The organism is Rhodobacter capsulatus, assembly GCF_052363185.1.
Taxonomy (GTDB): Bacteria; Pseudomonadota; Alphaproteobacteria; order Rhodobacterales; family Rhodobacteraceae; genus Rhodobacter; species Rhodobacter capsulatus_E.
Map to the genome: position 1 here is coordinate 1,706,275 of NZ_CP198955.1, position 23,754 is coordinate 1,730,028.

Here is a 23,754-nt window from a genome sequence, read left to right on the forward strand (position 1 = left end):
CCAAATATCAGTTTCCAATCCCCCTACACACGGGGGGTTGGAAGATCTGAGCGCATTACCCGGCTAGACGAGACAAGCATCTTCATCCAGCCGCGATCAACGCGACAATCAGCGGCAGCGCGATAATCACATAGATCACCAGCATCAGATTGATATAGAGCCACCCGATCCCGATCACCAATGTCAGTGTGAAAACCGTCGCATAAGCGAGAGCGAGGAAATAAATCAGAAGTCCGAGCTCCGCTCTGAATTCTCGAAGAGGAAGCCGAAATTCGAGTTTCGGTTCATCCATCGACAGCATCATCACTGATACAAAATTCAAAATTGAAACGGCAGTCAGCGACGCCAGGAGCATCCATGCATGCCCGTCGACAGGTCGTCCGTAGTCGAAGTGACCAACAGAGACATAGTCAGGATAGGCAACATACGCTCGATGGAATGTCCAGAGAAGAAGCCCAGCCCAGACAGGTTGGAGGAGTCTGATAAGTGCGATAGTTCTGATGATGATAAAAATAGTCATGTGATTTCCTTAATTAAGAATGGGGCGGGCATCGAACGCCCTAAGACGTTCTTCCAGTTTAAGAGCCCCCCGGATCGAAATTCTACCTTTTTCGATCGCGCGTTTCAGCTCGATCATCTTGATCCGGGGCACGTCAAGCCCGGAGAACCGGCGCTCGAGAAAATGCATGAGCAACTCACCCGTCGGGGGGTGGATCTCAAACACGGCAAACCTGTCGAGCAGAGGTTTGGGAATGTTCGAGATGTCGTTGGCGCAGGCGAGCCAGTTCACCCACGACAGATCGACTACTCCCTGCACATACGGACACCGATAACCCTCGGCCGTGTCAGACTGAAGGAGGGGCAGGAGCGCCAGCTGCGGATCGCCGCCGCTCGAACCGCGCGGAGTCTTATCCAGCTCGTCAAACACAACAAGCGGGTTCGCGATCCCGTAATCGTGGATGGCTTTGACACACACCCCTGGCCCGGCGCTCCTCCACGCTTTTTCGACACCCGAGATATCAAACGCCGCACTCATGTTTCCGCCATTGAGGTTGATAGCCGTGCAGCCGATCAGTTGCGCGAGAGCTGTTGTCAGGTAACTTTTACCTAGCCCTGCACCACCGAACAACAGGGCGGGATTGAAACCGAAAGGCTGCCCTGCTGCTGCATTCGCTCTGGCTTCGGTCCACATATGTTTAATGGGTTCAACGAGCCACGGGGATTCATCGTAAAGGGCAGCGAAAACGACATCGACATCATCGACGTTCCCGGGGCCTGCGAAAATTTTAGGCTCCGCAAGTCTCCGTGCGAACTCGTCCCGCTCTTTGTCGTCCTTCCCGCCAGATTTCTGGTATCTATGCACGATGGCCTTGCGGGGCTCATGTTTCGCGCGGGGTTTCGGCTTCGGCGCCGCGAGTTCGTCCAATTTATCTGCGTCGATGACCCAGTCATAGGTCTCGCCGGGCTCCGCCGGCCCATCCGCTGGCTCATCCGGCGTGGGTTCCGGCTCAGAGCACTCCGCGCGAAATCCGAACAGAATATCCCGGGTAGTCTGACTCCGTCTGAGAGCGTCGATAGCCCCAGTCAGCATAGTTTCGGTGGACGCCTCTGCGAACAAATCAAGGCGCCGGCGAAACATTCTGACAGTCATGCACTCCTGAGCGGCGAGCACCTGCGCAGAATTGTGGCGGCGATCGAGGTCATTTTCGCTTTTGAAATACCAGAGGCGCCGGAAACTCGAGGGGGACAGGCCGCGAATAGCACACAGCTCGATCTGCAGCTCGAGGACCTCCCCGTGCTCCGCATCTGTCAGCTCTTGGAGCTTCTCCCGCGTTAGCAGGATCTCGAGGCGGCGCCGGGCGTATTCCTCCCGGCCGAGATGTTTTAAGGTGAGATCCATGACTTCGCCTCTACCGATCCGCAAAAAAGCGGAAACAAGAATGTGGTAGGAGGTCTGGGTGTCGAACCCAGCTGATCACGCTCATCTGGCGCCCCGGGGTTATAAGGCCCGACTGCACACCGGTGCTACCTCCCGCAGAAAATCATCCAGCCGATTGGCCGGAGAGTTTCATATGCGTATGAGGTGCGATGCGTGTTTCATGCGCGGAAGTTTGAAACAGCTCGATTCGAGTGTCAATCGCGAACTCGATAAAATTCACTGATTTTCGAGAACACCTCGCGCCGCCGCGACAGCCCCCGCGCAGTATTCCCACCCCGCAACAGCAACGGCATGCGCTTTTGCGAGGTCCCGATATGTGTCTCCTGGTGAGAGCCGGTGGCGCTGACCAGGGTCTCGGCAGTCGAGAAGCTGAAGGACGGGCTCGGACTTCGGTGACTGCAGCGCAGAACAGCTCGAGAGAAGGGCGGCTTCTTTGGTTGCCGCCCGTAATGCAAGAGGCCTTTGATCTGGTTGGCGAGTGATCGAGTGCGGTCTTCTTTCAGGCCTCGTTTCGCGGCGCTTCGAGAAGCCGCGGGCCGGTATGGTGATCAGCGGGGCGGGTCCAAATCTGAAATGCGAGCTTTTCGCACGCAGCGTCCTTCTGGTTTTCCCGGCCCGGATCTGGTCGATCATGTGCCCATTCAGGTCGTCGGCTTCTCACACCCCCTCGGCTCCGTCGTCGGTCGTGTGTCCCTGGTCAGATCAGATCACGACAGCCGACGCCGGATCCTTGAAATCCTCATTGCGGGTCAGCATCGCCCAGATTTGTCGCGCCATCTTGTTGGCCAGCGCAATCGCGACCAGCATTTTCGGCTTGCGCGCCAGCATCCGGCCCAGCCACGAGCTTGGCCCGATCTTTCTGCGCCCCAGCCAGCCCAGCCGCGACATGGCCCCGATGATCAGAAGACGCCGGATATCGGCTTGTCCCGCTTTCGAGACGCGGCCCAGCCGCTCCTTTCCACCCAAGGAATGTTGCCGCGGCACCAAGCCGAGCCATGCCGCAAAATCGCGCCCTCGTTTGAACTGCGCCACGTCAGGGCCGAACGCCTCGAGGGCGAGAGCCGTCAGCGGGCCGACACCGGGCATGGTCTGCAGCCGTCGCGCTGTCTCCGAGCGGGCGGCGAGATCTTTCAGTTTCTGGTCCCTTGCGGCGATCCGGGCCGATTTCTCCGCAATCTGCGTCAGCAGATCCTGACATTCCTCGCGCAAGAGCCCGGGCAGATCGCCGCGCTCATCGGCCACAAGGGCCTGCATGCGTCCAAGCGCGCCAAGGCCGATGGGAAAAACGTGGCCATGCTCATAGAGCAGGCTGCGCAGGGCATTCACATCTTCGGTCCGCTGCCGGACCAGCCGCTCGCGGCCGCGAAACAGGGCAGCCCGCGCCTGTTGATCCGCCGTCTTCGCCACGACGAAGCGCATCTCGGGCTGACGCGCGGCAATGACGATCGCCTCCGCATCGTTGGCATCGTTCTTTTGCCGCTTGACGAAGGGACGGACATACTGCGGCGCGATCAGCTTCGCTTCATGGCCAAGCGCCGCCATTTCGCGGGCCCAGTAGCTCGCACTGCCGCAGGCTTCGAACACAACGAGGCAAGCCGGATGCTGCGCCATGAACGCGTGGAACTGATCCTGCGTCAACTTCTTGCGGAACATCACCTGCCCGGCCATCGAAGCACCGTGGAGCTGGAAAACACGCTTTGCCAGGTCCACCCCGATCATCGTATCCTGCATCTTGCCGTCCTCTCCGTTGCGTGGCGTTGAACACCACGACCTTGGCACATTGCGATGCCGTCAGGGGAGGGCGGCAACCATCCCATCTGAAATAGTCGGCCTCGACCTCGGATGCAGAACATGATTCCCCCCTTCCCACGGCGAGAGGGGGATCATGATGCGGGGCACGGATGAGACGAGCGGGTCGCTTTTCAGCTATGTCGACCTTGAGGACCGCATCCCGGCCAAGCATCCCCTTCGCAAGATCCGGCAGGTGGTGAACGACGCCCTCACGAGCCTTGATGCCGATTTCGAGGGGCTTTACGTCCGCTTCGGCCGCCCCTCGATCGCGCCGGAACGGCTGATCCGGGCGAGCCTTCTGCAGATCCTGTTCTCGATCCGCTCCGAGCGCCAGTTGATGGAGCAGATGAACTACAATCCGGTATTTGTCAAAGGAGTTGTCACGATCCCCAGTATTCAGGCTGCGCGTTCGGCGGGCCCGTCCATGGGGGCGCCGCCGCCAGCTTTGTGGGGAAGCGCGTCGTCGCCCCCATGGCCTTTGCACCCGGTTTCCGGCCGATCCGGGTTCAGCCAGACCGAGCCGATCGGCGTCCATTGCCGCGTCTTTCCTGACCAGCGTTCCGGATGCGCCGCGCGCGCCGCCTCGTAGATCCGGTGGCGCTCGCTCAGCACCGCCGCCTCTGCGCCCCGATGGCGCTGATCGGGCGTGACGAAGCGGATCGCGCTGTGGCGGTGCTCGGTGTTGTACCACCTCACGAAGCCCTGCACCCAGTCGCGCGCCGCCGCGATCGAGGCAAAGCCGCGGGGCGGCCAGCCGGGCACATGTTTGCAGGTCCGGAACAGCGCCTCGGAAAAGGGATTGTCGTTTGACACCCGCGGTCGACTGAACGAGGCGATGACGCCGAGCCGCTCCATCGTCACCTTCATCGTCGCGCCCTTCATCGGGCTGCCATTGTCGGCATGCAGCACCAGCGGGCGGGTCAAACATTGCTCGGCCCAGACCGCGCGGCGCAACAGCGCGGCCGCGAAGTCCGCGGTTTCCCGGTCATGCACCTCCCAGCCGACGATTTTGCGGCTGTAAATGTCGACGATGAGATAGAGGTAGAAGAACGCCCCGGCGATCGACCCCGGCAGCCAGGTTATGTCCCAGCTCCAGACCTGGCACGGGCCTTTTGCCTCGAAGCTCGTCGGGGGTTTGTGGCGTGTTGCCGGTCGCGCCCGACCACGACGGTGGTTCAGATCGCACGCGCGCAACACCCTGTAAAAGCTGGATTCCGAGGCGATATAGAAGCCCCGCTCCGCCAGCTGCGGCACGATCTGGCTTGGTGGCAGGCTGGCAAATTCGGGGCTGGCGCAGATCTCCACGATCCGGGCGCGCTCCGCTGCGCTCAGCCGGTTGGCGGGCGCGGGCGCTCTGCCGTTGGGCGCAGATCGGGGCAGATCTCCCCCTCCGGCCCGCTCCAGCGCGAGAGCGTGCGCGGGTGCAGGCCGATCTGCGCACAGGCGGCGGCGCGGCCCGCCCCCGCCTGCATCGCCTCCTCCACAAGGGCAGCAATTTCCGCGCGATCCGAGGCTGAGGTCATTCGTCCTCGCCCTCCTTGTCCCGCCCCTCGCGGGGGCTCGGGGCATGACTTGCTTCGGTCCGTCCACCGGACGGCCCGATCCGGCGGGGCCGGACCGCGCGTCATCCCGAGAACGCATCCACCTTTTTCGCAAGATCATCAGCGCGGCGGCCTCGGCCAGCGCCTTTTCCTTGCGCGCCAATTCGCGTTCAAGCTGCTGGATCCGCTTCTTGTCGTCTTTCGTCTCGCGCGCGATCCGCGTCGAGGCCGCCCGTTCCCAGTCATTCGCCCGCGCGCAGGCCTCGCGCCAGACCGCAAGCTGTTCGGGATATATGCCCCGCCTCCGGCAGTATTCGCCAAGCTCGACCGCGTTGAAACTCGCGTTCGCCCCTGGTCTCGAACCGGTGGCGACGCAGGGGCTCACCAATCACCGCCGCCAGCTTGTCCTCCGAGGTCCAGCCCTCCGGCCCGGCATTGGCATCGGGCAGAAACTGCCCCTTCGCCCGCGCCTCGGCCCGCCATTTCGCAAGCGTGCCCGGGCTGATCCCTTCCTCTTTCGCCAGCCGCGCGAGCGGCACGTTGTTCGGCGGCAGCATCTTCGTCAGAACCGCCGCCTTCCTCTCAGCTGAATATGCCACGTCTCCATCCCATCTCGCCCCGCAAAGCATACAATTTCAGATCGAGGCACCGCGACAACTTTCCTGACACAGGGGGCAATCTGCTGTTTCGCTGGTTCGTCGGGCTCGGCATCGACGATCAGGTCTGGGGTGAAGGGCGCCCGGAAATCTGTCCAGTGGACAGATTTCAGCCCTGAACGGGCGGAGCCCCGGGCCGAAGGCCGACGGTTTTCACGAAGAACCGCGACCGGTTGATGAGCACCGAGATGTCGCGCAAGATCATGGCGGCAATTCTGGCGCATCGCGAGGTCGCGCCGCTCCTGTCGGGCGAGCATTTCTCGGTTGATGGCACCTTGGTGAAGGCCTGGGCCTCCATGAAAAGCTTCCAGCCCAAGGCCGAACCACCCGAAACCGATGGTCCCGGAGACGATCCCGGAGATGAGGATCCCGGCGCCCCGCCGCCGCAAAACCCGACCCCCGAGATCCCCACGACCGAAGCAAAGACCGATCCGATGCCCCGCAGCCCCCGCCAGAACCGTAATGCCGAGATCGACTTTCGCGGCAAGAAACGCTCGAATGCGACGCATGCCTCGCGCACCGATCCAGAGGCGCGGCTTTACAAGAAATCCCCCGAGACCGGCGCGATGCTGTGCTTCATCGGCCATGCCTTGATGGAGAACCGCTCCGGCCTGATCGTGCAGGGCGAGGTGACCCGCGCCGATGGTCACGCCGAGCGGCAGGCCGCGCTCGACATGATCCACCGACATTCCCCGGGCTCGACCCGGCGCCTGACGTTGGGCGCGGACAGGGGCTATGACGCTGCCGAATTCGTCCGCGATCTGCGCAAGGCTTGCGTCACGCCCCATGTCGCGCAAAAGGCCCGACATTCCGCCATCGACGGCCGCACCACCCGCCACGACGGCTACGCCCTTTCCCTCAAGCATCGAAAGCGGATCGAAGAGGCTTTCGGCTGGGCCAAGACGGTTGGAGGGATGGCGCAGACGATGTATCGCGGCCTCGAACGGGTGCAGTCGCGGTTCATTCTGACGATGGCCGCCAACAATTTGCACGACTGCCGCGGCTGCTCGCCGCCTGAGGCCGAAGAGCGAAGGACCGGCAGAGCGTACGGCCGAAGAAATTCGCGGAAACGGAAGATCCTTCTCGGCGGCCGACTAATTCAGCACCTTGCTAGGAGGGTCAGCGTATCGCAGGGTGAGGGGTGCGCCGGGTCTGGCACCGTGTTCCCGGCCTATCAACTGGTCCCCGGGAACGTCCACGTCGAATTCGGGGCGTGTATTCCGGCTTTCCCCCCATTACCGGGCCGGAAATGCAGTTTGCTCCGGTCTGACCCGGTAATGACCCCGGGGAAGAATATGCCAGGTTCCCGGAGCGGAAACCGGATTGGGGAACGGCATATTTTCATATTTCTTGAAGAAAATTAAAAAACTGCGGCGGTGTTCCCAATGTTCCCTTGTTTTCGACAGAGATATGGCTGGTGATAGATCTTTTGTTAAATACTTGAATTCTTTTTATGCAGAGTTATCGCCAGGATCCTGGGGAACGGCGGGAACGTTTTCCCAAGATGTTGAAAATAGTGAATTTTGGCCGGGAACGATGTGAATGTCTTGCTGCCCGTCGGGAACAGGCGGCGGTGTAGGAAAAATCGTCGGAGCGGAATTTGAAAAAATTTGAAGAATTCGCTGGAATTATGGAGTTGTCCACATGTTCGATGCGCCGAGGTGATTTTTCGGCTTGATAAATTCGCGGCCGGCTTTGATCATAAGTGCAGATCGTGAATGCGGACGGCGATTATCCTGGTGCGCGACTAGCGTCGCACATCGGGAGGCTTTTGGAAATAGTTTTTCGCAATTTTACAAGGTCACGTCTCGCACAAATCCATGTCGTCCGAAAGGACGAGCGCATCCTGGCTGGAGAACTATTGTGAAAAACTCGAAACCTGATCGTTTAAAAGCCACGGCGCCGAGCAGCCTTGACCTTATCAAACGGGTCAATGCCGTCGCTTTGCCGCGCCTCGAAAGCCTCTGTCAGACTTGGTTGCCCAATGGGCGCAGGGAAGGTCGTGAATATGTCGCGCTCAATCCCATGCGGCAGGATCGCCATCTTGGAAGTTTTCGAATCAACTTGCAAAATGGTCTTTGGGCGGATTTTGCCACCCCTGATCGTGGTCGTGATCCTGTCGCGCTTTACGCTTATCTGCACGGCCTTCGTCAGTTTGAAGCAGCGCGGCAGCTTGCTGTCGAATTGGGGGTGGCGCCATGACCTTCTCTCCTGCTGTGAATGGCGCCCGTCCCGTCGTGCCGGTCCCGGAAAACGCCCCGCCGATCCCGATGTCGCATCATGTTCTGGGGCGCCCCACGGCGGTTTGGACTTATCGCGACGCGCGCGGGCAGATCTGTTTCAACGTCCTGAGATTTGACCGTAGCGTCAATGGGTTGGATACTAAAACGATGCGTCCGTTGTCTTGTGTGGAAACGGCCGAGGGACGCATCGAATGGCGCTATCAACAGGCCCCGGCGCCGCGAGTATTGTTCAACCTGCCCGCCTTGGTTGCCGATAGCAACGCCGTCGTCGTCATCGCCGAGGGCGAAAAGGCGGCTGAGGCCGCGGGGCGCCTGATGCCTGGCTGCGTCGCCACGACGTCAAGTGGCGGATCCAACGCCGCCGCACAGACCGACTGGTCCGCACTGCGCGGCAGAGAGTGCATTCTCGTCCCCGACCACGACGAGCCCGGCCGCAAATATGCCGGGGCGGTCGGAGAAATCTTGCGGGACGTGGGAGTGACGAGCCTGCGTGTGCTCGATATTGCCCAGATCGGGGCGATTTCCTGGCGGGATGGACAGGAAATTCGGCGTTCGTTGACTGAAATTCCAAAGGGATATGATCTCGCAGATGCCGAGCAGGACGGATGGACCGCCGATGCGCTTTTGAACGCACTGGAGACATTTCCGGATATTCTCAAGGACGTGGGATTTGCCGTGTCCTCGGATCAAGTTTTCTCGCCCCAAATTCCCGGGTCTGATCCGGAAGATGATCCCGGCGATTCCGGAAATTTCGTTTGCGCTCCAGAGGGGGTTTTCAAACGCGTCGTCACCTATGACAAACGGACAAAGAGGCGTTCCGAGGAGTTGATCCGTATTTGCGGATGTCTTGAGGTGATCGGATTTGCTCGCACCAAGAAGAGTAAGGACTGGGGACGGATGATTGAATTCGCCGACCCCGACGTAAAGAAAAAACAGCTGGTCGTTTCTGGAGCCGATTTCGCGGGAAATGGAACCGACGTTGCGAAACGGTTGATTTCCGAGGGTCTGTCACTGGTGCCGACCCGTGCCGTTCTGGAAATGCTCACAGAATATATCCTGACTTCGACCCCCAAAAGGCGCATCACGTTCACTCAGGTGCCGGGATGGTGTGGCTCGACGTTCGCACTCCCCGGAAAATCGTATGGCCCCGACGATGTTATCTGCGATCTCGGGGAGGCCGATCACCCCTATGTTGTTTCCGGGTCTTTCGCCGATTGGCAGGAAATTCCACGTCTCGCGCTTGGAAACTCGCGATTGATTTTTGCACTCTGCGTCGCGTTTGCCGGGCCTTTGCTGGTTCCGTGCGGTTTTGAGTCCGGTGGGTTCATTCTCGTCAGCTCGACTGGGGACGGGAAAACGACCCTGCTCAGGGTTGCCGGGGCCGTCTGGGGTGGCAGAGAGGGAGGCGACTATTGCGCCTCTTGGTCAGGCTCTGACAGCGGACTGGAGGGCATTGCTGTTCGGTCGAGTGGAACCCTGCTTGCGCTCGATGAGATCGGCACGGTGGATCCGAGACTGCTGGGCGCAGTCACCTACATGATCTTGAACGGCCGTGGAAAAAATCGGGCCGATGTGCGCGGGCGTCTTTTGTCGTCGGCAGCCTGGTCTTGCATGCTGCTGGCAACTGGCGAACAAACGCTCGCCGAGCTCATCGACGATCCCCTCCGCGGTCGGCGGTCGACCGCAGGGCAGAAAGTCCGGCTGGTTGATGTGCCCGCAGATGTTCCCGGAGCTTCGGGGGTGTTCGAGGAGTTGCATGATTTTCCCTCGTCGCGGGCGTTCAGCGATCATTTGCGCACGTTGTCGACAACGCATTTTGGCCATGCTGGCCGGGCATTCTTGGCGAAACGTAAGCGCCCGGCCATCGCCCTCGTTGTTTGAGGGGCGATGTCATCCGAGATGACGCCCGTAACAACGGAGGCGTCGATGGATAGCGACATACAAACTTACGTAAGTTCTCACAGTGATGATCCTGGATACGCTGGTCGTATCGACATCGTGACGGGGCCGACCGGTCGCCGTCGCTGGCCCGAGCATGTGAAGGCGGCAATGGTGCTCGAGACGTTTCGGGACGGGGTGACGGTGGCCGATGTGGCCCGGCGTCATGGGGTTTCGGCGCCGCAACTGCATGCCTGGCGCCGGGCCGCGCGCGAGGGGCTTTTGCCGATGCCGGAAGATGATGCCCTCGGGCTCGTGCCGATCGTGGTGAGCGGGGGCGCCGGGCCGGGCGATCAACCCGAGACGAGCCTTCAGCTGGAGATTGTCGGGGTGCGGATCCTCGTGCCGACCGGCTTCGACGCGGCGCATCTTGGGCGGGTGGTTGCGGCATTGCGGGAGACATCGTCGTGATCCTGCCGGGCGGGATCACTCGCGCCTATCTGGCGACGCGGCCGGTGGACTTCCGCAAAGGTCACGCGGGGCTCGCGCTGGTCGTGCAGAACGTGCTCGGCCACGATCCCTACAATGGCGCGGTGTATCTGTTCCGCTCGAAGCGCGGCGATCAGCTGAAGTGCCTGGTCTGGGACCAGACCGGTCTGATCCTGATCTACAAGAAGCTCGAGGGCGGTGCCTTTGCCTGCCCTACCTCGAGTTCAAGACCGTCAAGGGGCGAGACTACATCTATTTCCGAAAAGGAAAATTCCGTCGTCGCTTGCCCTCCAACCCCGATTCCGAGGATTTCTCCCGCGAGTATTGGGCCTGTCGCAGCGGCAAGCGGACCGCTCCGGCCAAGACGACATGGGACAAGCTGATTGTCAGCTACTATTCGTCGCCCAGCTTTCGTTCCTTGAGCAAGGGCACGCAAGCGAACTACCGGCGCCATTGCGAAGCGATCCGCGAAAAGAACGGGGCCAAGGACATGCGGGCCTTTCGGCGCAAGGATGCGTTGGCGGTTCGCAATGCTTTGCAAGACACATGGTCAAAGGCGAACGAAAGGATCGCGGTACTGTCGATCCTGTGCCGCCATGCGGTCGATCTGGAATGGATCGAGCGAAACCCCGTCGAAGACATCCCCAAGCTGAAAGGGGGCGAATATGCCGCTTGGCCGGAAGACAAGTTGCGCGCCTATGAGCGGTATTGCGAGGAACATAATCTCACGACCGCGCGGACGATCTATGAGTTGATGATCGGCACCGGCCAGCGCATCGGGGATTGCGTCGCGATGGAATGGGCCGACTTCGACGGTGAATTCATGCGCGTCGTGCAAGAGAAGACCGGCGCCAAGATTGAGGTCTTCTGTCCCGAGCGGCTGAGATCCTATCTGAAAGCCCTGCCCAAGACCGGACGGCATATCCTCGCCAAGAACTTGACCGAGCACATTGGCAAGCGGCAGGCGCAGCGCGAGGCCGAACTGGTGCGCGACAAGATCGGCGCGAGGACGGGTGAGGAACGCCTCGTGCAACACGGCTGGCGCTACACGGCGGCCAAGGAACTGGCCGAGGCCGGGTGCTCTGATGCCGAGATCCAGGCCGTCACCGGGCACAAGACCCTTGCGATGGTCGCGAAATACCGGGCTCAGGCAAGCCAGAAACGGGCGTCGAAGGAGGCGCAGCAGCGCCGCGAACAGAACAAGCACAGAACGTGAAAGTGCGAAACCAAGTGCGAAACCGGAGCGAAGGTCACCGGGGAAGAAAGAGATGGGTCGAAAAGGATCAATGTTTTCAATGTGGTGCGGGTGAAGGGACTCGAACCCCCACGCCAAGGCGCCAGAACCTAAATCTGGTGCGTCTACCAGTTTCGCCACACCCGCACGGGACCGCTTTTAGCAAGACCGAAGCCCGCTGTGTAGGGGGGCAACAGATCCGCGGCGAAAATAGCGCTCGTTAACCTTTTCCCTCGCCATCGCGCCGGGCCTCGCCTAGGGTTCGGGCAGAGCCGCAAAGGCCGATACGAAGCCGGAAACCGGCACCAGAGCAGGAAGACCCGATGGACAGGCAGGCCACGGGGCGCGACGAGGCGGAGGGGGTCAAGGGCCCCGCCGGCGCCGTGCCGTCATTCACCCTCGAGACCCGGGTCAGCGCCGCGGGCGCGCATGGCGTTGCGGGCCTCGCCCCGGGCACGCGCGTGGCGACGATGGACGGGCTTTTGCCGGTCGAATTCCTGACCCTGGGCGACCGGATCGTGACGCGCTCGGGGATGCGGGTGCTGCGCGGGCTCTCCAGCCTGCCGCTGGTGTCGCGCTTGGTCGGCATCGCGCCCGGCGCCCTGGGCCACGACCGGCCGGGGCAGGCGATGGTGCTGGGATCGGGCACGCCGGTGCTGTTGCGCGACTGGCGGGCCGAGGCGATGTTCGGCACGTCGCAGGCGCTGGTGGCGGTCGCGCGGCTGATCGACGGGCAATTCGTCACCCGCCTTGCCGGGCGCAAGATCCGCATCTTTGCGCTGCATTTCGAGGCGCCCGAGGTAATCTATGCCGATGGCGTCGAGATCGGCTGCAAGCCCTTGACCCTGCGTGCCTGAAAGCCGTTGCAGGGCGTATTTGCGCCAAGAAAAAGCAGCGGGTTTTTTCTTGGGCCAAATACGCCCTTTGCGCGGCGTCGGACGGCGGATCAGAGGGTCAGTGCGCGGAAGACCTTGGGCAATTCCTCGGGCAGGTCTTCGGCGATCAGGCCCGGGCCGAAGCTGCGGGCGGCTTCCACATGCAGCCAGGTGCCAGTGCAGGCGGCCTCGAACGGGGTCAGCCCGCGCGCCATCAGCCCGGTGATGATCCCGGCCAGAACATCGCCCGACCCGGCGGTGGCGAGCCAGGGCGCGGCGCGCGCGCCGGTGGCGTCATGCAGCGCCGCCTCGCCCGAGGGGGTGGCGATGGCGGTTTCCGGCCCTTTGAGCAGCACGGTGCATCTGATCCGGTCGGCGGCCTGGCGGGTGGCCTCGACCCGGGTCAGGGCGCCGTCGTCCAGCGCCTGCGCCAGATCGGGGAAAAGACGGCGAAATTCGCCCAGATGCGGGGTGATCACCACCTGTTCATGCAGCGCATTGAAAAGCGGCCGGGTGTCGGCGGTGAAGGCGGTCAGCGCATCGGCGTCAAGCACCGTCGGCCGCCGCAGCCAGAGCCCGGCCGGAACCATTTCCAGCGCCCGCGGCTGCCCGAGCCCGGGCCCGAGGCAGAGCGCATTCAGCCGCGGGTCCTGAAAATGGCCGCGCAGCGAATAGGCGTCGGGCAGGGCGGTCAGCATGATCGCATTCAGCTGCGCCGCATTCTCGGCCAGGCTGATCTGCGGACAGGCGAGCGTCACCAGACCCGCCCCCACCCGCAGCGCGGCCCGCGCGGCCAGACGCGCCGCCCCGCCCTTGCCGGGACTGCCCGCCAGAACCAGCGCATGGCCATGGTCGTATTTGTGCGCCCCGGGTGCTTTCGCAAGGCTGGCGCGCATCGCTTCGGTCAGGGTGATCTGGCGGATCATGGCACTCTCCGGTGCGGTCGTTTGGCGCATCCTAGCCGACGGGTGGTGTGCAAAGCGTGAAGATTTCCGGCTCAAAGGCCGATCGGCTTGACGATGACGCCGATGCCCTCGGCGCGCAGCCCGGCATGCACCGGCTTTTCGGCCTGAAAGGTGACGGCGAGCGAACAGGGCGCCGAGGGCCAGCCCGCCGTGTCGGGACCGGCGTCGGCATCGCGCCCCGAGGGCAGGTCGATCGCCAGCACCGGGGGCCCCGCGCTGGCGAGCGCGGCGAAGATCGGGCCAAAGCCGGTCAGCGGCCGCGTCAGACCAAGGCCGAACAGCGCATCGACGATCAGATCGGCCGTGCTGAAATCGGGGGCGGCGGGCAGGGGCGCGATCGGGCCGATCCGGCGCCAGCGGTCGTGGTTGGCGCGGGCCTCGGGGGGCAGGCGCTCGGGCTCGCCGTAAAGATAAAGCGTCACCTTCCAGCCGCGCCGCCGCAAGAGCCGCGCCACCACGAAGCCGTCGCCGCCATTGTTGCCCGGCCCGCACAGAACCACCGCGCGATGCGGTGGATCGGCGGGCTGGCCGAGCGCGGGCCAGGCCTCGCCGATCGCCTCGACCACCGCGGCGCCCGCGCGTTCCATCAACGCGATGGCGCTGATGCGACCGGAGGCGATGGCGGCTTTCTCGAGGCTGCGCATTTCATCACTCGTCAGGATTTCCGCCATTTGCTGCCCAAGAAGTTTCCATTCCGCACAAGAAATGTGCTAACCGCTCAAATCATCATCGTCCTTCGGGGAATCCCCCGGCGCCGCACGCAAGGCAAAAGCTAGCCGATTGCGGGGCGGCGTGGAAAGTGGTGAGACGAGGGCGCAAGATCGAAAGGGGGAGTCGGCATGAAGAAGGTCGAGGCGATCATCAAGCCTTTCAAGCTCGATGAAGTGAAGGAGGCGCTTCAGGAAGCGGGGATTCAGGGGCTGAGCGTGATCGAGGTGAAGGGCTTCGGGCGGCAGAAGGGCCATACCGAGCTGTATCGCGGGGCCGAATATGTCGTCGACTTCCTGCCCAAGGTGAAGATCGAGATGGTGCTGCCCGACGAGATGGTCGATATCGCCATCGAAGCGATCGTCGGCGCGGCGCGCACCGAAAAGATCGGTGACGGCAAGATCTTCGTCTCCTCCATCGAACAGGCGATCCGCATCCGCACCGGCGAGACCGGCGAAGACGCGGTCTGAGTTTCCGAAATGCGGGCCTTTGGCCCGGAACCGCAACGGGCTTGCCCGGAACCCATGCTCAACGAAAGGGTAATTTGCAAATGAGCGCAGTCAAAAAGGCTCTCGAACTGATGAAGGCGGAGGAGGTCGAATATGTCGACATCCGCTTCTGCGACCCGCGTGGCAAGCTGCAACACGTGACGCTGATCGCCGATCTCGTGGACGAGGACTTCTTCGAGGAAGGCTTCATGTTCGACGGCTCGTCGATCGCGGGCTGGAAGTCGATCGACCAGTCGGACATGAAACTGATCCCCGACGCCTCCTCGGTCTATATCGACCCCTTCTATGCCGAAAAGACCATGTGCGTGCATTGCAACGTGGTCGAGCCGGACACCGGCGAAGCCTATTCGCGCGACCCGCGCGGCATCGCGCTGAAAGCCGAAGCCTATCTGAAATCCTCGGGCATCGGTGATGTGGCCTATTTCGGGCCGGAAGCCGAATTCTTCATCTTCGACGACGTGCGCTATTCGGTCACCCCGGCCAAGGTCGCCTATCAGATCGACGCCGAAGCGGCGGCCTGGAACACCGACGCCGAAGTCGAGATGGGCAACCTCGCCCACCGCGCCGGCCACAAGGGCGGCTACTTCCCGGTGAACCCGGTCGATGAAGCCCAGGACCTGCGCGGCGAGATGCTCTCGACGATGAAGCGCATGGGCATGAAGGTCGACAAGCACCACCACGAAGTGGCGACCTGCCAGCACGAACTCGGGCTGATCTTCGGCGGTCTGACCGAACAGGCCGACAACATCCTGAAATACAAATACGTCATCCACAACGTCGCGCATGCCTATGGCAAGACCGTGACCTTCATGCCGAAGCCCATGAAGGGTGACAACGGCTCGGGGATGCACGTGAACATGTCGATCTGGAAAGACGGGAAACCGCTCTTTGCCGGGGACAAATATGCGGATCTGTCGCAAGAGGCGCTCTACTTCATCGGCGGCATCCTGAAGCATGCGAAAGCGCTGAACGCGCTGACGAACCCCTCGACCAACAGCTACAAGCGTCTGATCCCGGGCTTCGAGGCCCCGGTGCTGCGCGCCTATTCGGCCCGCAACCGCTCGGGCTGCGTGCGTATTCCGTGGACCGAGTCGCCGAAAGCGAAACGTGTGGAAGCCCGCTTCCCCGATCCGGCGGCGAACCCCTATCTGGCCTTTGCCGCGCTGCTGATGGCCGGTCTTGACGGCATCAAGAACAAGATCGACCCGGGTCCGGCCTCGGACAAGGACCTTTACGATCTGCCGCCGGAAGAACTGGCCGCGATCCCGACCGTCTGCGGCTCGCTGCGCGAAGCGCTGACCGAGCTCGAGAAGGATCACGACTTCCTGCTGGCCGGTGACGTCTTCACCAAGGATCAGCTGGAAGGCTATATCGCGCTGAAGTGGGAAGAAGTGTATGCCTATGAGCACACCCCCCACCCGGTCGAATACCAGATGTACTATTCCTGCTGATCGGCGGGATGGTTCGGGAAAGGGCGCCTTTGGGCGCCCTTTTCTTTTGCGGTGAGGCGACTGCGACTCTTTGCGTATTTGAGCCAGGAAAAAACCCGGCGCTTTTTCTTGGTTCAAATACGCCGCGGGGGTCCGGGGGCGCGAAGCCCCCGGCGCTTCCGGTTGCTCCGGACGCTGCGTCAAGTTAGAGAAGGCCAGATTTGTCAAGGAGGCGGGCATGAGCGTGGCATGGGTGTTCCCCGGTCAGGGGGCGCAGACGATCGGAATGGGCAAGGCTTTGGCCGAGGCCTATCCGGCGGCGAAGGCGGTCTTTGACGAGGTGGACGCGGCTCTGGGCGAAAAGCTGAGCGCGCTGATCTGGGAAGGCGAGATCGAGCGGCTGACGCTGACCGCCAATGCGCAGCCGGCGCTGATGGCGACCTCGCTCGCCGCCGTGGCGGCGCTGAAAGCGGAAGGCATCGAGGTGGGGCAGGCGGCCTTTGTCGCCGGGCACAGCCTTGGGGAATATTCGGCGCTGTGCGCGGCGGGGGCCTTGAGCCTGGCCGATACGGCGCGGCTTCTGCGCATTCGCGGCGAGGCGATGCAATCGGCGGTGCCGGTGGGTGTGGGCGCGATGGCGGCTTTGCTGGGGCTTGATTTCGCCACCGCGGCCGAGGTGGCGGCGGAAGCGGCGCAGGGCGAGGTCTGTCAGGCGGCGAATGACAATGATCCGGCGCAGGTGGTCGTTTCGGGCCACAAGGCCGCGGTTGAGCGCGCGGTCGAGATCGCCAAAGGCAAGGGCGCGAAACGGGCGGTGATGCTGCCGGTCTCCGCCCCCTTCCATTGCGCGCTGATGCAGCCCGCCGCCGACCGGATGGCCGAGGCCTTGGCGGCGGTGACGGTCTCGGCGCCGGTCGTGCCGGTCGTGGCGAATGTGCGTGCCGAGGCCGTGTGCGACCCCGCGACCATTCGTCAACTGCTGGTGGACCAGGTCACGGGCTCGGTGCGCTGGCGCGAGTCGGTGCTGTGGATGGTGTCGCAAGGCGTGAGCGATTTTTGCGAGATCGGCGCGGGCAAGGCGCTGTCGGGCATGATCAAGCGTATCGCCAAGGACACGGCGCAGAAGGCCGTGGGCACGCCCGAGGATGTGGTGGCGCTGAAGGGCTGAGCGGGCCAAGCCGGGGGCTCTGCCCCCGTTCGGCGGGGAAGCCTTCCACTGGAAGGCTTCAAAGCACCCGCCTCACCCCGCAGGATATTTGTGGCAAGATGAATTGCCATCGCAGGAAAGGCTTGCAGATGTTTGATCTGACTGGGAAATCGGCGCTGGTGACGGGCGCTTCGGGTGGCATTGGCGGCGAGGTGGCGAAGGCGCTGCATGCGGCCGGGGCCAAGGTGGCGCTGTCGGGCACGCGGGTCGAGCCGCTGGAGAAGCTGGCGGCGGAGCTGGGCGAGCGGGCCTTTGTCTGCCCCGCGAACCTTTCGGACCCGGCGTCCGTGGAGGCGCTGCCGAAGGCGGCCCTTGAGGCGATGGGCTCTGTGGATATCCTTGTGAACAATGCGGGGATCACCCGGGATAACCTGTTCATGCGGATGTCGGACGAGGAATGGGCAAGCGTGATCGACGTCAACCTGACCGCGTCTTTCCGGCTGATGCGCGGCGTTTTGCGCCCGATGATGAAGGCGCGCTGGGGGCGGATCGTGAATATCACCAGCGTCGTCGGGCAGACCGGCAATCCGGGGCAGGGCAATTATGCGGCCGCCAAGGCGGGGCTGACCGGCATGTCGAAATCGCTGGCCTATGAGGTGGCAAGCCGCGGCATCACCGTGAACTGTGTCGCGCCCGGCTTCATTGCCACGGCGATGACCGACAAGCTGAACGATGAGCAGAAGGCGAAAATCCTGACGCAGATCCCCGCCGGGCGGATGGGCGCGGCCGAGGAAATCGCGGCCGCCGTGCTTTATCTGGCCTCGCCCGAGGCGGGCTATGTCACCGGCACGACACTGAGCGTGAACGGCGGCATGGCGATGATCTGAGGCCCGCCGGTGTGACGAGTTGCCCCTGCCGCAAGGGCAGGGGCGGCAGCGAAACGGCTTGCCTTGTGGTTTTACTGTGATATGAGCGGCGGGGACGAGCGGGGGGTTCGCCTCGGCTCGCGGCAGCCCGGCAAATGGGCGTTGAAGCCGCTCGAACGAGCACTGACAGGATGGGTTTCGGCCCCCTAAACGAGGAAGAAACATGAGCGACATCGCGGATCGCGTGAAGAAGATCGTCGTGGAGCATCTGGGCGTGGAAGAGGACAAGGTCACCGAGACCGCCTCGTTCATCGACGATCTCGGCGCCGACAGCCTTGACACCGTGGAACTGGTGATGGCTTTCGAAGAAGAATTCGGCATCGAAATTCCGGACGACGCCGCCGAAACCATCCAGACCTTCGGCGATGCGGTGAAGTTCATCACCGAAGCTGCCTGATCGGTTTTCCGGCTTTCAAGCTTGACGAACGGCGCCCTTTCGGGCGTCGTTTGCATTTGGGGGGGCGCGATGCGGGTGTTTGTCGGGATCATGCTGCCCGAGGCGCTGTGGGGCGCGGTGGCGGCACTGCAGGCGGAGCTGGGCTGCGGGCGTCCGGTGGCCGAGGAGGCGCTGCATCTGACGCTGGCCTATCTGGGCGAGGTCGATCTGCCGGAGCTGGAGACCTTGCACGAGGGGGTGTCCGCGCTGCCGGTGGTGCCGTTCGAGGTGGTCTTGGCGGGGCTTGACGTGATCGAAGGGGGTGAGCGGGCGCGGGCGCTGGTGTTGAAGCTGCGGCCAAGCCCGGCGCTGGAGGCGCTTCAGGCGAAGCTGGTGCAGGCGGCGCGGCGGGCGGGGCTGGAGCTGGAGCGGCGCCGGTTTCGGCCGCATGTGACGATTGCGCGGTTCAACAGGGGGCTGACCGAAGCGCAGGCGGCGCGGCTGGGGCATCTGCTGGAAAGCCGGGGCGATGTGGTCTTGCCCGCCTGGCGGGTGGGGGGCTTTGCGCTGATCCGGTCGCATCTGGGCCGCGAGGGGGCGGAGTATGAGGTGCTGGCGGAGTATCCCGAGAGCGCGCCCCTGCCGCAGGGGCAGGCGAAGTGACGCCTGCGGCGGCGCATGACGTTGCACGGCTTTTGCGGCCCGTGTAGAAGCGCTTAACGAAACGCGAAAGGGGTTTGCGATGCGTCGGGTTGTCGTCACGGGTCTGGGTCTGGTCACGCCGCTGGCTTGCGGGGTCGAGGAAACCTGGTCGCGGCTTCTGGCTGGTCAGTCGGGGGCCGGTTTGATCACGCGCTTTGACGCCGCGAATGTGGTGACCAAATACGCCTGCGAAGTGCCGCGCGGCGATGGCTCGGATGGCAGCTTCAACCCCGATCAGTGGATGGAGCCGAAAGAGCAACGCAAGGTCGATGAATTCATCCTTTATGGCGTCGCCGCGGCGGTGCAGGCGGTGCAGGATTCGGGCTGGATGCCGCAAGACGAGGAGGCCCGGTGCCGGACCGGCGTGATGATCGGCTCGGGCATCGGCGGGCTGCAGACGATTGCGGAAACCGCCGTGCTGATCAAGGAGAAGGGGCCCAAACGCGTCAGCCCGTTCTTCATTCCGGCGGCGCTGATCAATCTGGTGTCGGGCCATGTCTCGATCCGCTTCGGCTTCAAGGGGCCGAACCATGCGGTGGTGACGGCCTGTGCGACGGGCGCCCATGCGATTGGCGATGCGGCGCGGCTGATTGCGCTGGGCGATGCCGATGTGATGGTGGCGGGCGGGGCCGAGAACCCGATTTCCGAAATCGGCATTGCCGGGTTCAACGCCTGCAAGGCGCTCTCGACGAAGCGGGCCGATGATCCGAAGGCGGCCTCGCGGCCTTGGGATGCGGACCGCGACGGTTTCGTGATGGGCGAGGGCGCGGGCTGTGTCGTGCTGGAGGAATACGAACACGCGAAAGCGCGCGGCGCGAAGATCTATGCCGAGGTGCTGGGCTATGGCCTGTCGGGCGACGCCTATCACATCACCGCGCCGTCGGAGGATGGCGATGGCGGCTTCCGCGCGATGAGTGCGGCGGTGAAACGCGCGGGGATTGATCCGAGCGAGATTGATTACATCAACGCGCATGGCACCTCGACCATGGCGGACACGATCGAGCTGGGTGCGGTCGAGCGGCTTCTGGGCGAGGCGGCCGCGAAGGCCACGATGTCGTCGACGAAATCGGCGATCGGGCATTTGCTGGGGGCTGCGGGCGCGGTCGAGGCGATTTTCTGCATTCTGGCGATCCGCGATCAGGTCGCGCCGCCGACGCTGAACCTGGACACTCCGGCGGTTGACGCGAAGATTGATCTGGCGCCGAAAGTGGCGGTGAAGCGCAAGATCGACGTGGCGATGTCGAACAGCTTCGGCTTTGGCGGCACCAATGCGGCGCTGATCCTGGGCAAGGTGCGCGGATGATGTGGCGCAACATCGTCTCCAACTTCCTCACTTTGTTGATTGTTCTGATGGTTGTGTTGGGGGGGGTGGTGACCTGGGCGAAGCGTCAGTATGACGGGCCCGGTCCGCTGATGGCGGGGATGTGTCTGCGCGTCGAGCCCGGGGCGAAGTTTCGCGATGTGTCCGAGACGCTGAAGGAAAAGGGTGCGATTTCATCGGCTTACATTTTTCGCGCCGGGGCCGATTACGACAAGAAGGCCGGCAAGCTGAAGGTGGGGTCGTATCTGATCGCGCCCGCGGCCTCGATGGCGGGGATTGTCGATCAGATCACCGCGGGCGGGCCCTCGAGCTGCGGCACCGAGCTGAATTACCGCATCGGGGTGAATGGCCAGCAGTTGATCCTGCGCGAGCTGGACCCGGCGGTGGGCGATTATGTCGAGGTGGCGAAGTTCGATCCGAAGCAGGAGGCGGCGCCCGAGGGTTTTGCCGAAGACGCCGCGCGGCCGGATGTGCGGCTGCGGGTGACTTTGGCCGAGGGCGTGACCAGCTGGCAGGTGGTCGAGGCGCTGAAATCGGCCGATTTCCTGAGTGGCGAGGTGGCGAAGCTGCCGCCCGAGGGGAGCCTCTCGCCCGACAGCTACGAGATGAAGCGCGGCGCGAAGCGGGCGGATCTGCTGGCCGAGATGGCCGAGCGGCAAAAGGCGGTTCTGGCCGAGGCCTGGGCCGAGCGGGCGCCGGGGCTGCCCTACAAGACGCCCGAGGAGGCGCTGGTGATGGCTTCGCTGGTGGAAAAGGAAACCGGCGTGGCCGAGGAGCGGGCCCGGGTGGCAAGCGTCTTCGTCAACCGGCTGGCGCAGGGGATGCGGCTGCAGACCGACCCGGCGGTGATCTATGGCGTGACGAAGGGGCAGGGCGTGCTGGGGCGCGGTTTGCGGCAATCGGAATTGCGGCGCGAGACGCCCTATAACACCTATGTCATCGACGGGCTGCCGCCGGGGCCGATCTGCAACCCGGGGACGCAGGCGATCCGCGCGGCGCTGAACCCCGATTCGACGAAGTTCCTGTATTTCGTGGCCGATGGCACGGGCGGGCATGCCTTTGCCGAGACGATCACGGAGCATAACCGGAACGTCGCGCGCTGGCGGGAGATCGAAAAGACCCTGAAGCAAGGCGCAAGCGACGGAAACTGAAGGAAAACCCCGGCTGTGCCCGGGGTTTTTTCTTGTCGCTGCGCGCAACCCAAAATTTAGTGCTTGACTTTGAGAACGCTTCAGGGTAGAAGAAAGATATGCTAGGAGAGGTGGGCAAGCGCCGCGGGGGACCGTGTGCGCTTTTTTCATTTCGCTCGTGCGGACAGGCATGAGAGGCGGGTCACGCAAGACATGGATATGGGGTTCAAGGGTGGGGACGCTCCTTCGGTGGATTTGCTGGAGGAGACGGAGGAGCTTTATCGGGACATTGCCGGGGAACTGGCGCTGGCGATGAAAGGGGTTCGTCAGGGCGAGATGAAGGATGCCAAGGCCGCCGCGCAGGCGGTCAAGGACCTTCGCACGGCATTCCAGATGGTGATGGAAGAAAGGGCGCGTGTTGAAAAACTTCGCAGACAAGTTGCCGGTGTCGGAGCCGGAAGCGAGCTTGACCTCGATGCTGCCCGGGTTGAGATCGGGCGCCGCCTGGCTTGCCTGCGCGACGCCGCAGGAGGTTGACGCCTTTCTGGGGGGGCTGGGCGACAATGCGCTTTTGGCGCTGCCCTGGATCTTCGAGTTCTGGGCGCTGCCGCATCAGCTGCCCCCGGTGGGGGCGTGGAAAAGCTGGGTGATCATGGGCGGGCGCGGCGCGGGCAAGACCCGGGCCGGGGCGGAATGGGTGCGGATGCATGTCGAGGGGGCGGGGCCGGCCGATGCCGGGCCCGCGCATCGGGTGGCGCTGGTGGGCGAGACCTTCGATCAGGTGCGCGATGTGATGATTTTCGGCGAGAGCGGGATTTTGGCCTGCTCTCCGCCCGACCGGCGCCCGGCGTGGGAGGCGACGAAGCGGCGGCTGGTCTGGGCAAACGGGGCGACGGCGCAGGCCTTTTCGGCGCAGGAGCCCGAGGCGCTGCGGGGGCCGCAGTTCGATGCCGCCTGGGTCGATGAGCTGGCGAAATGGAAAAAGGCCGAGGAAACCTGGGACATGCTGCAGTTTGCGCTGCGGCTGGGGCGGCATCCGCAGCAGGTGATCACCACGACGCCGCGCAATGTCGGCGTGCTGAAGGCGATCCTGGGCAACCCCTCGACGGTGGTGACGCATGCGCCGACCGAGGCGAACCGGGCCTATCTGGCGGAGAGCTTTCTGGCCGAGGTGCAGGCGCGCTATGCGGGCACGCGGCTGGGGCGGCAGGAGCTGGAGGGGGTGCTTCTGGAGGATGTCGAGGGGGCGCTTTGGACGACGGCACAGCTGGAGGGGCTGCGTGTTGCCCGACCGCCCGAGATGGACCGGGTGGTGGTGGCGCTGGACCCCGCCGTGACCGGGGGCGCGGGGTCGGATGAATGCGGGATCGTCGTGGCGGGGGCGGTGACGCGCGGGCCGGTGCAGGATTGGTGGGCCTATGTGCTGGAAGATGCCTCGGTCCGGGGGCGGCCGACCGACTGGGCGCGGGCGGCGATTGCGGCGATGGAACGCTGGGGCGCCGAGAAGCTGGTGGCCGAGGTCAATCAGGGCGGCGAGATGGTCGAAAGCGTGCTGCGCCAGATCGACCCTTTGGTGCCGTTCCGGGCGCTGCGGGCCTCGCGGGGGAAATCGGCGCGGGCCGAGCCGGTGGCGGCTTTGTATGAGCAGGGCCGGGTGAAGCATTGCCGCGACGGGCGGTTGGGCGCTTTGGAAGATCAGATGTGCCGGATGTCGGTGCAGGGCTATGCGGGCAAGGGTTCGCCCGACCGGGTCGATGCGCTGGTCTGGGCGCTGACCGAGCTGATCCTTGAGCCCGCGGCGCATTGGCGTCGGCCGCAGGTGCGGGGGCTTTGAGGGCGCAAGGGCGTATTTGGACCAAGAAAAAGCAGGCTGCTTTTATCTTGCCGCAAATAT

21 protein-coding genes, 1 tRNA gene and 4 pseudogenes are annotated in these 23,754 nt (G+C 63.5%); 18 read left to right on the forward strand and 8 right to left on the reverse strand.

Going from position 1 to position 23,754, the window contains the following annotated elements; genetic code table 11:
* Window positions 1–82 precede the first annotated feature (82 nt).
* The 3 genes from ACTTAG_RS08445 to ACTTAG_RS08455 form a co-directional block, all read right to left on the reverse strand.
* On the reverse strand, window positions 83–520 hold the full coding sequence (locus tag ACTTAG_RS08445) for a hypothetical protein (RefSeq protein WP_444465054.1): 438 nt from the start codon (window positions 518–520) through the stop codon (window positions 83–85).
* 9 nt (window positions 521–529) lie between these two features.
* Window positions 530–1,900: an AAA family ATPase gene (locus ACTTAG_RS08450; RefSeq protein ID WP_444465055.1), complete on the reverse strand. Its 1,371-nt coding sequence runs from the start codon at window positions 1,898–1,900 to the stop codon at window positions 530–532.
* 741 nt (window positions 1,901–2,641) lie between these two features.
* Window positions 2,642–3,670 (reverse strand): IS110 family transposase, encoded by a 1,029-nt coding sequence (locus ACTTAG_RS08455; RefSeq protein ID WP_444465056.1) that lies wholly within the window; start codon window positions 3,668–3,670, stop codon window positions 2,642–2,644.
* Window positions 3,671–3,827: 157 nt separating this feature from the next.
* Between ACTTAG_RS08455 and ACTTAG_RS08460 the strand changes: the two are divergent.
* A pseudogene (locus ACTTAG_RS08460) lies at window positions 3,828–4,097 on the forward strand (transposase); the annotation flags it as partial.
* 122 nt (window positions 4,098–4,219) lie between these two features.
* On the opposite strand, the pseudogene ACTTAG_RS08465 reads toward ACTTAG_RS08460, so the two are convergent.
* A pseudogene (locus ACTTAG_RS08465) lies at window positions 4,220–5,458 on the reverse strand (IS3 family transposase); the annotation flags it as partial.
* Between the two features lie 55 nt (window positions 5,459–5,513).
* A complete protein-coding gene (locus tag ACTTAG_RS08470; RefSeq protein ID WP_444465057.1) occupies window positions 5,514–5,870 on the reverse strand; it encodes a transposase in 357 nt (118 codons plus the stop codon).
* On the opposite strand from ACTTAG_RS08470, the pseudogene ACTTAG_RS08475 reads away from it, so the two are divergent.
* The 6 genes and pseudogenes from ACTTAG_RS08475 to ACTTAG_RS08500 all read left to right on the forward strand — a co-directional run bounded on the left by ACTTAG_RS08475 (window position 5,864) and on the right by ACTTAG_RS08500 (window position 11,753).
* Window positions 5,864–6,945, forward strand: a pseudogene (locus ACTTAG_RS08475) (IS5 family transposase). The gene ACTTAG_RS08470 and the pseudogene ACTTAG_RS08475 overlap by 7 nt on opposite strands.
* 845 nt (window positions 6,946–7,790) lie before the next feature.
* Window positions 7,791–8,129 carry a hypothetical protein gene (locus ACTTAG_RS08480; RefSeq protein WP_444465058.1) on the forward strand — a complete coding sequence of 113 codons (339 nt, stop codon included), beginning with the start codon at window positions 7,791–7,793 and terminating at the stop codon, window positions 8,127–8,129.
* Window positions 8,126–10,051, forward strand: a complete 1,926-nt coding sequence (locus ACTTAG_RS08485; protein WP_444465059.1) for a DUF927 domain-containing protein — start codon at window positions 8,126–8,128, stop codon at window positions 10,049–10,051. Before ACTTAG_RS08480 ends, ACTTAG_RS08485 begins: the two co-directional genes overlap by 4 nt.
* Before the next feature lie 45 nt (window positions 10,052–10,096).
* Window positions 10,097–10,519: an IS66-like element accessory protein TnpA gene (tnpA, locus tag ACTTAG_RS08490; RefSeq protein WP_023924132.1), complete on the forward strand. Its 423-nt coding sequence runs from the start codon at window positions 10,097–10,099 to the stop codon at window positions 10,517–10,519.
* A 44-nt stretch (window positions 10,520–10,563) separates the two neighbouring features.
* Window positions 10,564–10,704, forward strand: a pseudogene (gene tnpB, locus ACTTAG_RS08495) (IS66 family insertion sequence element accessory protein TnpB); the annotation flags it as partial.
* Window positions 10,680–11,753 (forward strand): site-specific integrase, encoded by a 1,074-nt coding sequence (locus ACTTAG_RS08500; RefSeq protein ID WP_444465060.1) that lies wholly within the window; start codon window positions 10,680–10,682, stop codon window positions 11,751–11,753. The pseudogene tnpB and the gene ACTTAG_RS08500, both read left to right, overlap by 25 nt.
* An 82-nt stretch (window positions 11,754–11,835) precedes the next feature.
* Here ACTTAG_RS08500 and ACTTAG_RS08505 read toward each other — a convergent pair.
* Window positions 11,836–11,918, reverse strand: a tRNA-Leu gene (locus ACTTAG_RS08505).
* Between the two features lie 176 nt (window positions 11,919–12,094).
* On the opposite strand from ACTTAG_RS08505, the gene ACTTAG_RS08510 reads away from it, so the two are divergent.
* A complete protein-coding gene (locus tag ACTTAG_RS08510; RefSeq protein ID WP_444465061.1) occupies window positions 12,095–12,628 on the forward strand; it encodes a Hint domain-containing protein in 534 nt (177 codons plus the stop codon).
* An 89-nt stretch (window positions 12,629–12,717) separates the two neighbouring features.
* Here the strand turns inward: ACTTAG_RS08510 and ACTTAG_RS08515 are convergent, their stop codons facing one another.
* Entirely contained in the window at window positions 12,718–13,572 is an 855-nt protein-coding gene (locus tag ACTTAG_RS08515; protein WP_444465062.1) for an NAD(P)H-hydrate dehydratase, read from the reverse strand.
* A gap of 71 nt (window positions 13,573–13,643) precedes the next feature.
* Window positions 13,644–14,255 (reverse strand): NAD(P)H-hydrate epimerase, encoded by a 612-nt coding sequence (locus ACTTAG_RS08520; protein ID WP_444465063.1) that lies wholly within the window; start codon window positions 14,253–14,255, stop codon window positions 13,644–13,646.
* Between the two features lie 195 nt (window positions 14,256–14,450).
* On the opposite strand from ACTTAG_RS08520, the gene ACTTAG_RS08525 reads away from it, so the two are divergent.
* The 10 genes from ACTTAG_RS08525 (at window position 14,451) to ACTTAG_RS08570 (ending at window position 23,694) form a co-directional block, all read left to right on the forward strand.
* Complete coding sequence (locus ACTTAG_RS08525) at window positions 14,451–14,789, forward strand: P-II family nitrogen regulator (protein ID WP_013067397.1); 339 nt, start codon at window positions 14,451–14,453, stop codon at window positions 14,787–14,789.
* 80 nt (window positions 14,790–14,869) lie between these two features.
* On the forward strand, window positions 14,870–16,279 hold the full coding sequence (glnA, locus tag ACTTAG_RS08530; RefSeq protein WP_444465064.1) for a type I glutamate--ammonia ligase: 1,410 nt from the start codon (window positions 14,870–14,872) through the stop codon (window positions 16,277–16,279).
* Window positions 16,280–16,496: 217 nt separating this feature from the next.
* Window positions 16,497–17,426 (forward strand): ACP S-malonyltransferase, encoded by a 930-nt coding sequence (fabD, locus tag ACTTAG_RS08535; RefSeq protein WP_444465065.1) that lies wholly within the window; start codon window positions 16,497–16,499, stop codon window positions 17,424–17,426.
* A gap of 128 nt (window positions 17,427–17,554) precedes the next feature.
* The gene (gene fabG / locus ACTTAG_RS08540; RefSeq protein ID WP_013067400.1) at window positions 17,555–18,292 is read left to right on the forward strand and encodes a 3-oxoacyl-ACP reductase FabG; all 738 of its coding nucleotides are present in this window, start codon (window positions 17,555–17,557) and stop codon (window positions 18,290–18,292) included.
* Window positions 18,293–18,494: 202 nt separating this feature from the next.
* A complete protein-coding gene (locus ACTTAG_RS08545) occupies window positions 18,495–18,728 on the forward strand; it encodes an acyl carrier protein (RefSeq protein WP_013067402.1) in 234 nt (77 codons plus the stop codon).
* Between the two features lie 69 nt (window positions 18,729–18,797).
* A complete protein-coding gene (gene thpR / locus ACTTAG_RS08550) occupies window positions 18,798–19,370 on the forward strand; it encodes an RNA 2',3'-cyclic phosphodiesterase (protein ID WP_444465066.1) in 573 nt (190 codons plus the stop codon).
* Between the two features lie 79 nt (window positions 19,371–19,449).
* Window positions 19,450–20,712 (forward strand): beta-ketoacyl-ACP synthase II, encoded by a 1,263-nt coding sequence (fabF, locus tag ACTTAG_RS08555; protein WP_444465067.1) that lies wholly within the window; start codon window positions 19,450–19,452, stop codon window positions 20,710–20,712.
* A complete protein-coding gene (mltG, locus tag ACTTAG_RS08560) occupies window positions 20,712–21,881 on the forward strand; it encodes an endolytic transglycosylase MltG (RefSeq protein WP_444465219.1) in 1,170 nt (389 codons plus the stop codon). Before fabF ends, mltG begins: the two co-directional genes overlap by 1 nt.
* Before the next feature lie 192 nt (window positions 21,882–22,073).
* On the forward strand, window positions 22,074–22,397 hold the full coding sequence (locus tag ACTTAG_RS08565; protein WP_444465068.1) for a hypothetical protein: 324 nt from the start codon (window positions 22,074–22,076) through the stop codon (window positions 22,395–22,397).
* The gene (locus ACTTAG_RS08570; protein WP_444465220.1) at window positions 22,336–23,694 is read left to right on the forward strand and encodes a DNA-packaging protein; all 1,359 of its coding nucleotides are present in this window, start codon (window positions 22,336–22,338) and stop codon (window positions 23,692–23,694) included. The genes ACTTAG_RS08565 and ACTTAG_RS08570 overlap by 62 nt, the downstream gene beginning before the upstream one ends.
* Window positions 23,695–23,754: the final 60 nt, after the last annotated feature.

Bases quoted from the DNA above. Each gene is read 5' to 3' on its own strand.
- ACTTAG_RS08445 (WP_444465054.1), bottom strand. From the start codon at position 520: ATGACTATTTTTATCATCATCAGAACTATCGCACTTATCAGACTCCTC.
- ACTTAG_RS08450 (WP_444465055.1), bottom strand. From the start codon at position 1,900: ATGGATCTCACCTTAAAACATCTCGGCCGGGAGGAATACGCCCGGCGC.
- ACTTAG_RS08455 (WP_444465056.1), bottom strand. From the start codon at position 3,670: ATGCAGGATACGATGATCGGGGTGGACCTGGCAAAGCGTGTTTTCCAG.
- ACTTAG_RS08485 (WP_444465059.1), top strand. From the start codon at position 8,126: ATGACCTTCTCTCCTGCTGTGAATGGCGCCCGTCCCGTCGTGCCGGTC.
- tnpA (WP_023924132.1), top strand. From the start codon at position 10,097: ATGGATAGCGACATACAAACTTACGTAAGTTCTCACAGTGATGATCCT.
- ACTTAG_RS08510 (WP_444465061.1), top strand. From the start codon at position 12,095: ATGGACAGGCAGGCCACGGGGCGCGACGAGGCGGAGGGGGTCAAGGGC.
- ACTTAG_RS08515 (WP_444465062.1), bottom strand. From the start codon at position 13,572: ATGATCCGCCAGATCACCCTGACCGAAGCGATGCGCGCCAGCCTTGCG.
- ACTTAG_RS08520 (WP_444465063.1), bottom strand. From the start codon at position 14,255: ATGCGCAGCCTCGAGAAAGCCGCCATCGCCTCCGGTCGCATCAGCGCC.
- ACTTAG_RS08525 (WP_013067397.1), top strand. From the start codon at position 14,451: ATGAAGAAGGTCGAGGCGATCATCAAGCCTTTCAAGCTCGATGAAGTG.
- glnA (WP_444465064.1), top strand. From the start codon at position 14,870: ATGAGCGCAGTCAAAAAGGCTCTCGAACTGATGAAGGCGGAGGAGGTC.
- fabD (WP_444465065.1), top strand. From the start codon at position 16,497: ATGAGCGTGGCATGGGTGTTCCCCGGTCAGGGGGCGCAGACGATCGGA.
- fabG (WP_013067400.1), top strand. From the start codon at position 17,555: ATGTTTGATCTGACTGGGAAATCGGCGCTGGTGACGGGCGCTTCGGGT.
- ACTTAG_RS08545 (WP_013067402.1), top strand. From the start codon at position 18,495: ATGAGCGACATCGCGGATCGCGTGAAGAAGATCGTCGTGGAGCATCTG.
- thpR (WP_444465066.1), top strand. From the start codon at position 18,798: ATGCGGGTGTTTGTCGGGATCATGCTGCCCGAGGCGCTGTGGGGCGCG.
- fabF (WP_444465067.1), top strand. From the start codon at position 19,450: ATGCGTCGGGTTGTCGTCACGGGTCTGGGTCTGGTCACGCCGCTGGCT.
- mltG (WP_444465219.1), top strand. From the start codon at position 20,712: ATGTGGCGCAACATCGTCTCCAACTTCCTCACTTTGTTGATTGTTCTG.
- ACTTAG_RS08565 (WP_444465068.1), top strand. From the start codon at position 22,074: ATGGATATGGGGTTCAAGGGTGGGGACGCTCCTTCGGTGGATTTGCTG.
- ACTTAG_RS08570 (WP_444465220.1), top strand. From the start codon at position 22,336: ATGCTGCCCGGGTTGAGATCGGGCGCCGCCTGGCTTGCCTGCGCGACG.